The organism is Bacillus sp. 5B6, from assembly GCF_000259405.1.
In the GTDB taxonomy this organism is placed as follows: Bacteria; Bacillota; Bacilli; order Bacillales; family Bacillaceae; genus Bacillus; species Bacillus velezensis.
In genome coordinates, this window is the sequence record NZ_AJST01000001.1 from 434,659 (window position 1) to 448,035 (window position 13,377).

General features: G+C 46.4%; 11 protein-coding genes. 9 read left to right on the forward strand and 2 right to left on the reverse strand.

Going from position 1 to position 13,377, the window contains the following annotated elements; genetic code table 11:
* Nucleotides 1-79 precede the first annotated feature (79 nt).
* Nucleotides 80-703 (forward strand): alpha/beta hydrolase family protein, encoded by a 624-nt coding sequence (locus tag MY7_RS20110; protein WP_377864231.1) that lies wholly within the window; start codon nt 80-82, stop codon nt 701-703.
* Between the two features lie 99 nt (nt 704-802).
* Here the strand turns inward: MY7_RS20110 and MY7_RS02140 are convergent, their stop codons facing one another.
* The gene (locus MY7_RS02140; RefSeq protein WP_007609796.1) at nt 803-3,292 is read right to left on the reverse strand and encodes a tetratricopeptide repeat protein; all 2,490 of its coding nucleotides are present in this window, start codon (nt 3,290-3,292) and stop codon (nt 803-805) included.
* Nucleotides 3,293-3,492: 200 nt separating this feature from the next.
* Between MY7_RS02140 and gutB the strand changes: the two genes are divergently transcribed.
* From gutB to MY7_RS02180, 8 genes are all read left to right on the forward strand, one after another.
* Nucleotides 3,493-4,554, forward strand: coding sequence for a sorbitol dehydrogenase (gene gutB, locus MY7_RS02145; RefSeq protein ID WP_029326160.1), 1,062 nt, complete (start codon nt 3,493-3,495; stop codon nt 4,552-4,554).
* 76 nt (nt 4,555-4,630) lie between these two features.
* Complete coding sequence (locus tag MY7_RS02150; RefSeq protein ID WP_032864650.1) at nt 4,631-6,007, forward strand: MFS transporter; 1,377 nt, start codon at nt 4,631-4,633, stop codon at nt 6,005-6,007.
* Between the two features lie 101 nt (nt 6,008-6,108).
* The gene (locus MY7_RS02155; RefSeq protein WP_007609802.1) at nt 6,109-7,071 is read left to right on the forward strand and encodes a carbohydrate kinase family protein; all 963 of its coding nucleotides are present in this window, start codon (nt 6,109-6,111) and stop codon (nt 7,069-7,071) included.
* 232 nt (nt 7,072-7,303) lie between these two features.
* Nucleotides 7,304-7,621 (forward strand): YjdJ family protein, encoded by a 318-nt coding sequence (locus tag MY7_RS02160; RefSeq protein ID WP_029326161.1) that lies wholly within the window; start codon nt 7,304-7,306, stop codon nt 7,619-7,621.
* 114 nt (nt 7,622-7,735) lie between these two features.
* Complete coding sequence (locus tag MY7_RS02165) at nt 7,736-8,422, forward strand: PspA/IM30 family protein (protein ID WP_007609806.1); 687 nt, start codon at nt 7,736-7,738, stop codon at nt 8,420-8,422.
* Nucleotides 8,423-8,472: 50 nt separating this feature from the next.
* Complete coding sequence (locus MY7_RS02170) at nt 8,473-9,498, forward strand: TFIIB-type zinc ribbon-containing protein (protein WP_007609808.1); 1,026 nt, start codon at nt 8,473-8,475, stop codon at nt 9,496-9,498.
* Nucleotides 9,498-10,259 carry a TPM domain-containing protein gene (locus MY7_RS02175; RefSeq protein ID WP_007609809.1) on the forward strand — a complete coding sequence of 254 codons (762 nt, stop codon included), beginning with the start codon at nt 9,498-9,500 and terminating at the stop codon, nt 10,257-10,259. Before MY7_RS02170 ends, MY7_RS02175 begins: the two co-directional genes overlap by 1 nt.
* A 26-nt stretch (nt 10,260-10,285) precedes the next feature.
* Complete coding sequence (locus MY7_RS02180) at nt 10,286-11,290, forward strand: SPFH domain-containing protein (RefSeq protein WP_007609810.1); 1,005 nt, start codon at nt 10,286-10,288, stop codon at nt 11,288-11,290.
* A gap of 42 nt (nt 11,291-11,332) precedes the next feature.
* Here MY7_RS02180 and MY7_RS02185 read toward each other — a convergent pair whose 3' ends face one another.
* Nucleotides 11,333-13,264 carry an acyltransferase family protein gene (locus MY7_RS02185; protein ID WP_007609811.1) on the reverse strand — a complete coding sequence of 644 codons (1,932 nt, stop codon included), beginning with the start codon at nt 13,262-13,264 and terminating at the stop codon, nt 11,333-11,335.
* Nucleotides 13,265-13,377: the final 113 nt, after the last annotated feature.

Below are 13,377 nucleotides of genomic sequence, written 5' to 3' on the forward strand. Positions count from 1 at the left end.
ACACGGCTGGCGCATGGATTCGTACAATAGGATCAAAAAAATATTTCATAATCGTATAATGAACGATTTAGGATGGAACATGTATTATTATTCTCTTCCATACCATTTTGAAAGAGAACCGGAAAATTCACTGTATAGTGGCGAGTTGATGATTAGTGCAAATATTAATCGTACAATTGAGTCGACAAGACAGGCCATTGTAGATTTACGGGCGTTAATTCACTGGATAAAAGCAAATAAAAAAGGCCCTGTTATCATAGTGGGAGTAAGCTTAGGGGGATGGGTCACTAATCTAATTGCTACCCTAGAATCTCAAATTGATGTAGTCGTATCCATCTTTTATGCCAATCGCCTTTCTTATTCGATATGGAACACGATCCCAGGTAAATACATAAGAGAAGAATTAGAACAAAATGGTGTGACCTATGAAGATTTAATAAAATATTGGAATATCACAGATCCTAGTCAAACCTTGCCGAAAGTAAAAAAAGACAACATTCTGTTGATTTCTGCTAAACATGATCAATATATTGACTTAAAAGATGCAGATTATTTATGGGAAAGTTGGGGGAAACCCACAAGATACGTCTACAATTGTGGTCATTCAGGCATTGTTCTTTGTCGTAATAAGCTGGCAAATGATACGCTTTCCTTTATACGAGAAAGAATACATACGGGAAAACCTGGTTCAATACATTTGTAGAACTTAATAAGAAACGAAAGGCCAACTGCGACTTCAATTGGCCTTTCCTATTTATAATGAAGAAACTGAGTGAGATTGCTGACAGAACTACTATGCGTACTAGTCGTTTTCTTTAATCATCTTTTCCAGCTGTTCCACCTCACCCCGAATCCCAATCCCAGGCTCCCACGAATCAATCAGACGAATCGCCTTCTGATTCGATTCCATCGCTTTCTTATTTTCTCCTTTACGATACAAGAGCTGTGCCATTCCGTAATAGTAATAGATCAACTCAACTTGATTGGCGTTATGTTTGTCATAGAGCATTTGTTCAAAGGCTTTTTCCCCTTTTTCGAGTTGATCACACTTTACGTAAGCCATGCCCAGGTTGAAATAGGCTTCTATTGTTTTTTCGCCGCCGTATGCGGCGCTGGTTGTGTTTGCCGCTTCATATAATGTGATGGCTTCTTCGTAGTGAGAGCGGGCGAAACTCAGGTCGCCGCGAACCAGAAGAACTCTGTGGCGGATAATGGGGGAGACGGGCTGATCTTTGATGCCGTCCAGCATTGCTGCCGCTTTTTTCGGTTCTCCGATTTTTAACAGCAGCCTCGATTGCAGGGCGGTTCCCCATACTTTCAAGTCGTCGTGATCCGGCGCGCCTGATTGTTCGAGTATCTTCAGGCCGGCTTCTATTTGCCTGAGAGCTCCGTCTGAATCGTTGACTTCCATCAGCGCCCAGCCTGCCGTGTCGATCCGAAAGTAAGCTTCCCGCGTGTGTTCGCCTGATTGACGGGCGGCATCGGCGGCTTTTAATCCGTATTCGATTCGCAGGGGCAGGTTGATTCTGCTAAGAAAATGGCTGATGCGGATGATGAGTTTAATCAGTATGTCATGTTGTCCGGTTTCGCTCGACCACTCGATGACCTTTAGGATGTTCGGCCATTCCTTTTTCATTTGCTCTAAATTACGTCCCAGCAGATAGCTCCAATAGACAGAATTGGGCTGTTCCCGCTTTATATGGGTTTCCGCATAATCAATATAATAATGCGCCCAGCGGCTGCGGGCTTCTTTTGCAAATTCGTGATTTTCGGATAAGTGCTGTTCTCCGTAAGCGACAACGGTTTGATGGGCAGCGTATTGAATTCTTCCTGCGCTTCGTTCCGGCTGTATTAAAGCATATGACCGCATTTGCTCAATCGCGTAATGAAACCGCCGGACGTCTAATCCGGCCGCTTGAGCCAAGCTTTTTTCATCAGGAGGCTTAGCGAAAAAGCAAAGCGTCTGCCATAGTTTTCGTGTGTCTTCATGACATCTGTCCCATGTGCGGCCAAAGAGAACCTCAAACAATTCCAATAGTGAATAGCCTGCCTGCTTAAGCTCTTGAATGAGCTGCGGAGCGGGGATGTCGTCGTCTGACATGTATGCAATGCTCAGTGCCATGGCCTTCGGGTTGCCGGCGGCTGCCGAGACGAATTCATTCTTAAGGCCAGGTGATAGCTGCAACAGCTGCTCCAGCTTTTCCCGTTTATGCGGGAGGTTGCATGTTTGCAGACAGCGGTGCACTTCTTGATGGAAAAATTCAAGGGCATCCGTTTGTTCAAGGCCGCTCAGCTGGATGGCCGCCAGTTCCCCGAGGCCGTCCCGGTATGTCTGTTTTACGTTTTCCCGTGCCGTAAGGAGGACTTTTACACCTTGCGGAAGGCCGATGATAAATTCGTGAATGTCACGTTCCGCTGTATCAATGCTGTCAACGATCAGCAATACCGGCGTTTCATTTGAATGAGCGGCTAATGCATTGCGGACGACGAACCGTTTTTCGTTGATTGATTTGTCGATTTGTTCGGTGCGTCCGAGCTGATAGGCGATCGTGTTTAAAAAATCGCTGAAGCTCAATCCTTTCCAGTCAGCGCTGATCCAGATGATGCTGTTGAATGCCGGCCAATCTGGTGAACCACCGGCACAAAGGTAGGCTGCTTCAAGAGCAATCGTTGTTTTCCCCATGCCGGCCCAGCCTGTGATTAAACAGACCGGTGACGGAGACAGCATCCATTGCCGGATTGCTTCCATATCAAAGCCGCGTCCGATAAAGTTCCCCGTCCGGCGTGACGGTAAGTTATGCGTGCCGGACTTTCTTGTAAGCGCATTCGTTTCGTGGCTTGGTCTGTCATGAAACAGCCGCTTTACTGCTTTTTCAACATCTTCATCACTCGGCTCTCCGAATGATCCGTCTTTCCGGAGTATTTTTGCTTTTTTTAGACAAGACGCCGTCCAAACGGGCAATGCGGGTTTGATGACGGGAATGGTTGTGGTTTCCAGAAGGCCGGTCAGCCATTCAGGATCCATATCAGTCTTTTCTATAATGATCCAGATCATGCCGAACAACTTTCCGTCGTCAATTCGTCCGGGAATGTAGTTTGCGCCCATCTGTCCGATCCAGCTTTTGATCGTGTTAGAGGAAACGCCTAATCGGAGTGCGATTTGATCTATATAAGACTGTCCGGATTTTACGTTCTTTGTCCTTTTAATTTTGAAATCAGGATGATGTTTCAGCGATTTGACGGCAGGTGCCAGCAGTTCTGCAAATTGTGCCCGGTTTTCAAGTTCAGCCATTAGCCTGCACCTCCTATTAGTACTATTTTATCAATTCAGTGTTTTTTGTATATGAAAAAATAAAAAGTACAGTGCGGCTGTCCTTTTATACAGCAGGAAAGGCTGTTGAACGTATGGAAAAGCAGATAAAATAGGGGAAGTAATAGAGAAAACAAAAATGTATGCACTTACATTTCAGAGCAGAGAAAGGATTTTGCCAAATGACTCACACAGTGCCTCAAAACATGAAAGCGGCGGTTATGCACAACACGAAAGAAATCAAAATCGAAACATTGCCCGTGCCTGACATCAATCATGATGAAGTGTTGATTAAGGTGATGGCTGTCGGAATTTGCGGATCTGATCTGCATTACTATACAAATGGCAGAATAGGCAATTATGTAGTGGAAAAACCATTTATCCTCGGTCATGAATGCGCGGGGGAAATTGCCGCCGTCGGATCATCTGTCGATCAATTTAAAATAGGAGACCGGGTCGCCGTCGAACCCGGTGTCACATGCGGGCGCTGTGAAGCGTGCAAAGAAGGGCGTTATAATCTTTGCCCGGATGTACAGTTTTTGGCGACACCGCCGGTTGACGGCGCGTTTGTCCAATATATCAAAATGCGCCAGGACTTTGTTTTTTCGATTCCGGATTCACTTTCCTATGAAGATGCGGCTTTGATCGAACCGTTTTCTGTCGGCATTCATGCGGCCGCGAGAACGAAGCTTCAGCCCGGTTCCACGGTTGCGATCATGGGCATGGGTCCTGTGGGGCTGATGGCCGTTGCGGCAGCGAAAGCATACGGGGCAGGCACAATCATTGTGACCGACTTGGAGCCGCTGCGGTTAGATGCCGCGAAAAAAATGGGCGCGACGCATGTCATCAATGTCCGGGAACAGGATGCCGGTGAAGAAATCAAAACGATCACGAATGGCAGAGGCGTTGATGCTGCTTGGGAAACAGCGGGGAATCCGGCGGCATTGCAATCCGCACTGGCTTCCGTGCGCCGGGGCGGAAAACTGGCGATTGTCGGTTTGCCTTCTCAGAACGAGATTCCGCTCAATGTGCCGTTTATTGCAGATAACGAGATTGATATATACGGAATCTTCCGTTATGCGAATACGTATCCGAAGGGAATTGAATTTCTCGCTTCCGGCATAGTGGACACGAAGCACCTTATAACGGACCAATACCCGCTGGAGAAGACGCAAGAGGCGATGGAACGGGCCTTTCAATACAAAAATGAATGCTTAAAAGTGATGGTGTATCCAAATCGCTGATTGAACAGGGAGGATCATCTTTGCATTCTCCCTCTTGCTTATCAAAAATGAAAACGGATTCTTGGGGTGGGAAATGATGATTGAAACAGAAAAAGCAGCGGCAGTAAAGACGAAACATCGCGGCCTGTCCTGGATGGAACGGATCGGCTACGGATTCGGTGATATGTCGTATAATATTATCTTTCAGTTTGTAAACGCATACTTATTATTTTACTATACAGACGTCGGCGGCATTAAGCCTGCGGTCATCGCAGCTTTGTTTCTTATCGTAAGGGTGCTGGACGCTATTTTTGATCCGATTATGGGCGTGATTTTAGACAAGACGAATACAAGATGGGGAAAGGCAAGGCCGTATCTTTTGTGGGTGGCGTTTCCTTTTGCGCTATTTACGTTCTTATGCTTCACGACCCCCCATTTCGGCGAGACGGGGAATATGGTTTATGCGTACATCACTTATATTCTGCTTGGGATGTCCTTCAGCATGCAGACGATTCCGGTCAACAGCTTAACGGGGCGGATGACGAATTCCGTGGAGGAACGGACGGTTCTGACCACGACCCGGATGATTTTGGTTTATATCGGAATTCTGTTATCGATTTCCTGTGCGACACCGCTTGCGGACGCCATCGGCGGGAAAGATCAGGCGTTTGGATTCCAGATGACGGCGCTTATCTATGCGGCGGTGAGCATCGCATTGAATCTGTTCAGTTTCTTTACTGTGCGGGAGCGGATTCAGCCTGAAAAAAGAAAAAAACAAGGAATGAAAAAAACGTTGTCTGTTTTGTTCCGAAACAAGCCTTTGCTCATTTTGGTTTCTGCATTTTTGGCGTTTGCGATTGGGTTTAACATTAAGCTCAGTACGATGGTGTACTATTTTACATATAACGTCAGCCATAAGGAATTTGTGTTTTTAGGAACCGTGTTGTTTTTCGGCGCAGCGCTGATCAGCAACCTGTTTATTCCTTTCTTTTCTGAGAAGCGGGGCCGGAAGCAAGTCATGATCATCACGGCGGCGCTATCGCTGATTTCTTATGCGGGCCTTCAGTTTACATCGTATTCTTCGCTGCCGCTTATTTTCTTTTGGCTTTTCGTTTCGGGATTTTTTACGACGCCTTTAAATACGCTTGCTTGGGGAATGGTTGCCGATTGTGTTGATTATGCGGAATGGAAAACCGGAGTCCGGGCTGATGGCGTGGTGATTTCGAGCATGAGTTTCATCAATAAGCTCGGAGTTGCGTTAGCCGGGTCATTTTCGGCCGTTTATCTCGGAATCGCCGGATATGCCGCGAATACCGATCAGACGGCCTCGGCATTGAATGCGATTAAAAATATGAATGCGCTCATTCCGGGATTGTTCATTCTGCTGTCTATTATTCTTATTTCTTTTTATCCTTTAACTGAAAAAAAATATCAGCAGGTGATGTCTGATCTGGAGCAAAGAGCTGCAAGATGAGTATACGTAAAATTTAAAATATTCTATGTAAACGGTTGTATTTATGACAGAAAGCACTATACTGAAACTATAATCGAGAATTGATAAATGAGTGTGATAATGTGGGAAGCCAATCTGTTATTTGTATTGGAGAATTGTTAATTGATTTCTTTTGTACCGATGTGGATGTTGATTTGACGGAAGGGCGCAATTTCTTAAAAAGTGCCGGCGGCGCACCGGCGAATGTGTCGGCAGCCATTGCTAAGCTGGGCGGAGACGCGGCTTTCAGCGGGAAAACAGGCAAAGATCCGTTCGGGTACTTTCTGAAGCAGACATTGGACGCCGTACATGTCGATACCTCTATGCTCGTCATGGATGAGAAAGCGCCTACAACGCTTGCGTTTGTTTCATTAAAACAAAACGGGGAGCGCGACTTTGTGTTTAACAGAGGAGCGGACGCTTTGTTTACGCTTGATGATATTGATGTGGAAAAGGTAAACGATGCGAAAATCCTTCATTTCGGATCAGCGACGGCATTGTTATCTGATCCGTTTTGCTCGGCCTATTTACGGCTGATGTCGATTGCGAAAGACAATGGACAGTTTATTTCCTTCGATCCTAACTACCGTGAGGATTTATGGAAAGGAAGAGTTTCAGAGTTTATAAACACCGCAAAAAAAGCCATTGCCGTAAGTGATTTTGTGAAAGTCAGTGACGAAGAGCTTGAGATCATCAGCGGTGCGAAGGATCATAAAGAAGGTGTTGCGGTTCTTCATGAGCTCGGGGCCGGTATTGTGGCGGTGACACTCGGGAAAAGCGGGACCCTTCTTTCAAATGGGAAGGATATTGACATCATTCCGAGCATTCCGGTGACATCAATAGACTCAACGGGAGCGGGAGATGCGTTTGTCGGCGCGGCGCTGTATCAGCTGGCACGTACCGATGAGATTCAGACGGCAGCCGATGATTTTGCAAAGCTGCGTGATATTGTCTCATTTGCCAATAAGGTAGGGGCGCTCGTGTGCACCAAAATCGGTGCGATCGATGCTTTGCCGAGCTTAAAAGAGGTTGAAGTGACTCTGTAAAATATCGAGGATGTTTCTTGAAAGTCATCGGACTTCGGGAAGCATCCTCTTTATTTAGGCCTGAAACCCTTTTCGATATACGGTATACTTTAGAAAGGCATCCAGTAAATTGAACCGCTGTGAAGTACATACAATAACTTTTTTATCAGTTCTGAGTAAAACCAAGTTTCTGCTGCTGCCGTCATGTATAGTGTGACGGCCTGTGATATTGAACCGCGGAGGAATGTTTTTCATGAAACATGTTTTTCTTATTGTGCAATGCGCGTTTTCTGTTTTTTGTTTTCTTTGTCTCGCCGCTGTCAATTGGTATCAGGGGAGTGAGCTTGTTTCTGATTCGTTTGATTGGAATTATACGGCTAAATTCTCAAAGCTTTTGAATGGGACGGATACGATTACAAGTCCGGAACAGATTTCCCAGCTGGATTTCTTTGTGTATGCGGCGAAGCATTATCCGTTAGTGAGCTGGTTGATGATCGGGCTTTTTATTTATTTTTTGTTCTCACTGTATCTGGTCGTGAAGAATTTCCGCCGGCACAAATGGGCTGAATGAGACTATTTTCATATAAAAATACATAAATTCATGAGAAAATGAAACTTTTTTCGAAAAAAACAGTATATATAACTATGAACTTGTTACTATTTAATTTTGGGAGGAAAATGAAAAATGAGTATTTTAGGAAGATTTAAAGACATCATGTCAAGTAATATCAATGCGCTGCTGGATAAAGCTGAAAACCCTGAAAAAATGGTTGATCAATATTTGCGGAATCTGAACAATGATTTAGGAAAAGTGAAAGCGGAGACGGCTTCTGTCATGGCTGAGGAACAGCGGGCGAAAAGAGCGTTAACAGAATGCCAGGCTGATGCCGAAAAGATGGAAAGTTATGCGATGAAAGCGTTGCAGGCCGGCAATGAAGCCGATGCGCGGACGTTTTTGGAAAGGAAAGCGGCTGTTGAATCAAGACTGACTGAGCTGCAGACGGCTTATCAGCTCGCTTCTTCCAACGCGTCTCAAATGCGCAAAATGCATGACAAGCTTGTCGCTGATATCGGAGAGCTTGAGTCGCGCCGAAATGCCATCAAAGCGAAGTGGTCTGTGGCAAAGACGCAGGAGAGAATGAACAAATTGGGGTCCTCTGTGTCAAATGCGGGCCAATCGATGACAGCTTTCGGCAGAATGGAAGACAAGGTCAACCAAGCGCTTGATCATGCCAATGCGATGGCTGAGCTGAACGCGTCTCCGAAAGACGATATTGACGATCTGACGGCTAAATATGACAGCAATCAAAGCAGTGTCGATGATGAATTGGCGGCGCTCAAGCAGAAAATGCTTTTCAGTAAAGATCAATAGACAGCGGGCTGCAGCTTTGTCCGATATAAAGAGAAAGTGAGAGAAACAGAATGATCATTTCTTATAAATGCCCGAACTGCGGCGATGATATGGTCTTTGACAGTTCATCCGGCATGCTGACATGTCACAGCTGCGGGCGGCAGGATCAGATTGAGAGCCTGCCAAAAGAGTATATAACGACGAGATTTTCCGAAAATGAGGCGAACGAGTACCGCTGTGAGAACTGCGGCGCAGTATTAATGACTGAGGCGGAAACGACGGCCACGACGTGCGGGTTTTGCGGAGGAGCCGCCGTTCTCGCCGACCGATTATCGGGAAATCTCGCGCCTTCGATGGTGATTCCTTTTACGATCAGTAAAGAAGAAGCCATGAGCGCTTTTAAAAAGTGGTGCCGAAACGGCCGTCTGACACCGAAAGGATTTATGTCTGCCGATCGGGTGAAGAGCATAACGGGCATGTACGTGCCATTTTGGATGTTTGATTTAAACAGCAAGGTTCAGGTCAATGCCGTTTGTACGAGAGTGCATCACTATGATGATGGAGAATACCGGGTGACGGAGACCGAGTATTACAACGCGTACCGCGATATCAATCTTGATTATCTCAAAATTCCGGTCGACGCTTCAGAAAAAATGAGTGATGAATTAATGGACAAATTGGAGCCTTACTCATACAGTGAGCTGAAGGAGTTTAATACGGCCTATTTAGCGGGATATATAGCGGAAAAGTACAATTATACCGATGACGATCTCTTTCCGCGGGCGAAGGATAAAATCAGCCATTATATTGATTCTTATATCAGATCCACCTTCTCCGGATATACGACGGCTGACATTACGGATGAGCAGATTCAGACCGATAAAATCAGCAGCTTTTACGTACTGCTTCCGGTCTGGATGGTCAGCTACGACTATGAGCGGGCTGAACACATTTTTGCGATGAACGGGCAGACGGGCAAGGTTGTCGGCAAACCGCCCATCAGTGCCGGAAAAGTGGCCGCGTGGTTCGGCGGCATAACCGCCGGTGCGTTTTTAGCATTAAGACTCGTCTCACTTATGATAGGAGGCGGTTTTTGATGAAAGTATTGATAAAAAAAGCGTGTCTCTTCTGCTTCGTCCTTTTTCTGATGCTGTCTTTTTCTTTACATACATCGGCGTCTGCCGCGGAACAGAAGCAATATGTTTATGACAATGCTCATTTATTAACGAAGGATGAAACGAAGAAACTTGAGGAATTGGCCGGGAAGCTCGGGGCAAAGCGCCATACCGATTTTATCATTCTTACCGCAAACGGAACGGGCGGTAAGGATATCGAGCAGTACGCCGGTGATTTTTATGACAGTCATTTTAGCGGAAGCACGGCGATTTTGACCATTGATATGAAAAATCGGGAAGTATTTATCTCCGGATATAAAAAGGCGGAGACGTATTTGAATAACAGCCGGCTGAATACGATCAGAAATACGATCTCGTCAGATATTTCCGCAGGCCATTATGAAAAGGCGTTTCAGACCTACATCAAGTTGGCTTATAAAGATATGGGGAAAAGCCCGGACGACAAGGCTGACAATCTGCTGCTCACATGGTGGTTTCAGCTCATTATTGCCGCAGCCGCGGCCGGAATCGCCGTCACTGTGATGGTGTACAATTCCGGCGGCAAGGTCACCGTCACCGGCAGCACGTATATGGATCACGATACGTCTGAAGTACTGAGCCAGCACGACACATATATCCGAACCGACGTTACAAGAGAAAAAAAGCCTGATAAAGATAATGACAATGACGGCGGAGTCACGAGGGGCGGCACGAGTTACAGCGGAAGCAAGGGTAGTTTTTAAATTATATGTAAAGGATTTGAGCATACATGGGTTTTTTCAGAAATCAGTTAGCAAATGTGGTGGAATGGGAAGAATTCAGAGACGACATGGTTTTCTATAAATGGAACAACCGTGAAATTAAAAAAGGCAGCCGTCTGATCATCCGGCCGGGGCAGGATGCCATCTTTTTATACAACGGGAAAATTGAAGGGATTTTCCGTGATGACGGCGATTATGATATCGAATCAGAAATCATTCCGTTTCTATCTACACTAAAAGGGTTTAAGTTTGGCTTTAACAGCGGCATGCGGGCTGAAGTGCTGTTTGTGAATACGAAGGAGTTCACCGTGAAGTGGGGCACAAAAAACGCCATCAACATTCCGGCGGCAGGTATGCCGGGCGGTATGCCGATCCGCGCAAACGGCACATTTAACTTCAAGGTCATTGACTACATCGGATTGATTGATAAGATTGCGGGTGTCAAAGACAGCTATTTAGTGGAGGACATTAAAATCCGGATTACGTCTATTCTCGATCAGCTTTTGATGAAATGGATCACCAGAGAAGGAAAAGACATGTTCAATCTGCAGTCGAATTCCTTTGAAATCGGAAAAGGGATTCAAGAAGATCTTGATATGCAGCTGATCGGAGACGGCATGTCGATTACGGGCTTCAATATTATGAGCTTTAACTATCCGCAGGAAGTTCAGGATATGATTACGAAAAATGCTTCTTACGGTATGGTGGGCGATGTGAACCGCTATCAGCAGATTTCCATGACGGACGGAATGTCATCCGGCAAAATGAACGGAAGCGGCGCCGCCTCAGACATGGCGGGCATGATGATGGGAATGAATGTGGCAAATCAAATGATGAACCAAATGAACCAAAATCAGCAGAACCAGCCGCAGCAAGATCAAAGTCAGCAGGATCAGGGGACGGCACCGGCAAACGGCTCGGAAGGAGCGGCTAAGCCGAAATTCTGTCCGAACTGCGGAACGAAAACGGAAGGCGCGAATTTTTGTCCGAATTGCGGACAGAAACTTGCGTGACGATATACGAAAAAGAGGCCTTTTTTGGGCCTCTTTTTTTTGTCATGGTTTCATTGTTTGAACGATGAGGGATGTCAGCGCTTTTGATCCCTCAGGTATGAGATGGACGCCGTCCGGTGTGAAATATTCAGGGTGCTGCAATGCTTTTGCGTGCCAATCGACAAGCGTCACATTTTTGCGTGACTCGGCCTGCCGGCGCAATGACTCGTTTACTTTGCTTTCCCACTGCCGCGGCACACGTGTGTTGACAAGATAGATATCGGCTTTTGAAAAGGAGCTGATCAGTGATTCAATTTGGCTGTTTGTGAAATAGCCGTTCGTCCCTAACTCGATGATGACCGCTTTGTCCGGCTGATTAAATGACGCATATTCCGAAGTGAGCTGGAGTGCTTGAGAGACTTGTCTTCCTACCTTTCCGTCGATGGTGACATGAGGGAGGGACTGCCGCAGGTATGACGCAATGTCCAGCATCACCGAGTCACCGATGGCCAGTACGTCTTGCTGAGGCTGTGTTTGTTTTGAATCAGCCGTTTTTTGAGATGACCGTTCCTTTTTCTCTTCATTTTTCTTTGTTTTTGATTTGTCTGCTGGTTCTTTCTTGTTTTTGTCTGACGCGGTATCCGTTTTTTCGCCGCTGTGTTTTTTCTTGCTGTCTTCTTCTTTTGCAGGCTGATCGTGATCGGCCGTTTTGTGCGAAGAGGCGGCGGTTTCTTGCTGATCATTTTGCGCGTACGTCCATTGCGGCTGTTTTTTCTCTTCGGCTATTCCTGACAGCCCGCCCGCAAATACGAGAATGGCGGCAAGAATAAGGCCGAGCGACATTCGGCTGATGACAGAAGATGTCTTCCATTCCAGAAAGCGGTTCAGAAACACGCGGCGTAAAAATGGCCGGAAGCCCGCAGTGCGGATCGGCTGTTCAATGAAATGGTAAGATAGCTCGGCAAGAATGAAAGTGGCGCCGATTCTGACGGCGCAGTGCCAATAAACCGGATTTCCGATTTCCTGCACGGGTGTGCTCAGTACGAAAACCGGGTAATGCCAAAGGTAGATTCCGTATGATCTCGTTCCGATCCAGCGAAGCGGCTTCCATGAAAGGACATGTCCCAAAAAGCTGCTCGGATGGCATAAACATGCGACAAGAACCGCTGCGGTGATGCTGATCAAAAGCATGCCGCCCTTGTACAAGAAGGGTTCATATTCATCCGTGTAAAAGACGCAAAGCAGCAGCGCGGCAAAAGCGGCAAGCTCCGTCCCATGAAGCAGGTGTTTCATGCTGCTCGGCAGCCGTTTGGAAGATAATCGTTTCATCGGCCACACTAAAGCTAAAGCGCAGCCGATCAGCAATTCAAATGAGCGGGTATCCGTCCCGTAATAAACGCGGCTCGGATCTCCGCCGGGCACATACATCATACTCATTACGACTGCAGAACATAACGCGAGGAACATGACCGCGGCCGCAAGCCGGGCCCGTGTTTTACATATGTACATTCCCGCAAGCAGCAGGAACGGCCATATGATATAAAACTGTTCTTCAATCGCCAGCGACCAAAGGTTTTTTAATGGCGAAGGGGAGCCGAAGCTGTCGAAATAAGAAAGTTGATGAAAGATAAACCACCAATTGCTTATGTAAAAAAGTGAGGAGACCGCATCCCCGCGTACGGTATGCAGGAGCTCGCTGTTAAACAATACGACCCAAATGACCGTCGTGATAATCATGAGATAAGCCGCCGGCAGAAGCCGCCTGATCCGGCGCACCCAAAAATCACGCAAATCAAGGGTAATGGCATTGCCTTGGGCAGGCAATATAATAGATGTAATTAAATACCCCGATAAAACAAAAAAGATATCAACACCAATGAAACCGCCGTCGGCCCAGTTGAAATTCAGATGATATGCGATAACTGCGAGGACGGCAAAGGCGCGAAGTCCATCCAGTCCGGGAATATAGCGGTGATGCAGTGACTTGTCTGACATGGTATTCCTCCAATAATGTGTGCGGAAATTCTCGCTGTTTTGCGGATGGCTATGGCAGATTTCTGTACAGTCTTCCATTTGTTCCGTTAATTAGACGCATTCGGAAGGGGATT

Bases quoted from the DNA above. Each gene is read 5' to 3' on its own strand.
- MY7_RS20110 (WP_377864231.1), top strand. From the start codon at position 80: ATGTATTATTATTCTCTTCCATACCATTTTGAAAGAGAACCGGAAAAT.
- MY7_RS02140 (WP_007609796.1), bottom strand. From the start codon at position 3,292: ATGGCTGAACTTGAAAACCGGGCACAATTTGCAGAACTGCTGGCACCT.
- gutB (WP_029326160.1), top strand. From the start codon at position 3,493: ATGACTCACACAGTGCCTCAAAACATGAAAGCGGCGGTTATGCACAAC.
- MY7_RS02150 (WP_032864650.1), top strand. From the start codon at position 4,631: ATGATTGAAACAGAAAAAGCAGCGGCAGTAAAGACGAAACATCGCGGC.
- MY7_RS02160 (WP_029326161.1), top strand. From the start codon at position 7,304: ATGAAACATGTTTTTCTTATTGTGCAATGCGCGTTTTCTGTTTTTTGT.
- MY7_RS02165 (WP_007609806.1), top strand. From the start codon at position 7,736: ATGAGTATTTTAGGAAGATTTAAAGACATCATGTCAAGTAATATCAAT.
- MY7_RS02170 (WP_007609808.1), top strand. From the start codon at position 8,473: ATGATCATTTCTTATAAATGCCCGAACTGCGGCGATGATATGGTCTTT.
- MY7_RS02175 (WP_007609809.1), top strand. From the start codon at position 9,498: ATGAAAGTATTGATAAAAAAAGCGTGTCTCTTCTGCTTCGTCCTTTTT.
- MY7_RS02180 (WP_007609810.1), top strand. From the start codon at position 10,286: ATGGGTTTTTTCAGAAATCAGTTAGCAAATGTGGTGGAATGGGAAGAA.
- MY7_RS02185 (WP_007609811.1), bottom strand. From the start codon at position 13,264: ATGTCAGACAAGTCACTGCATCACCGCTATATTCCCGGACTGGATGGA.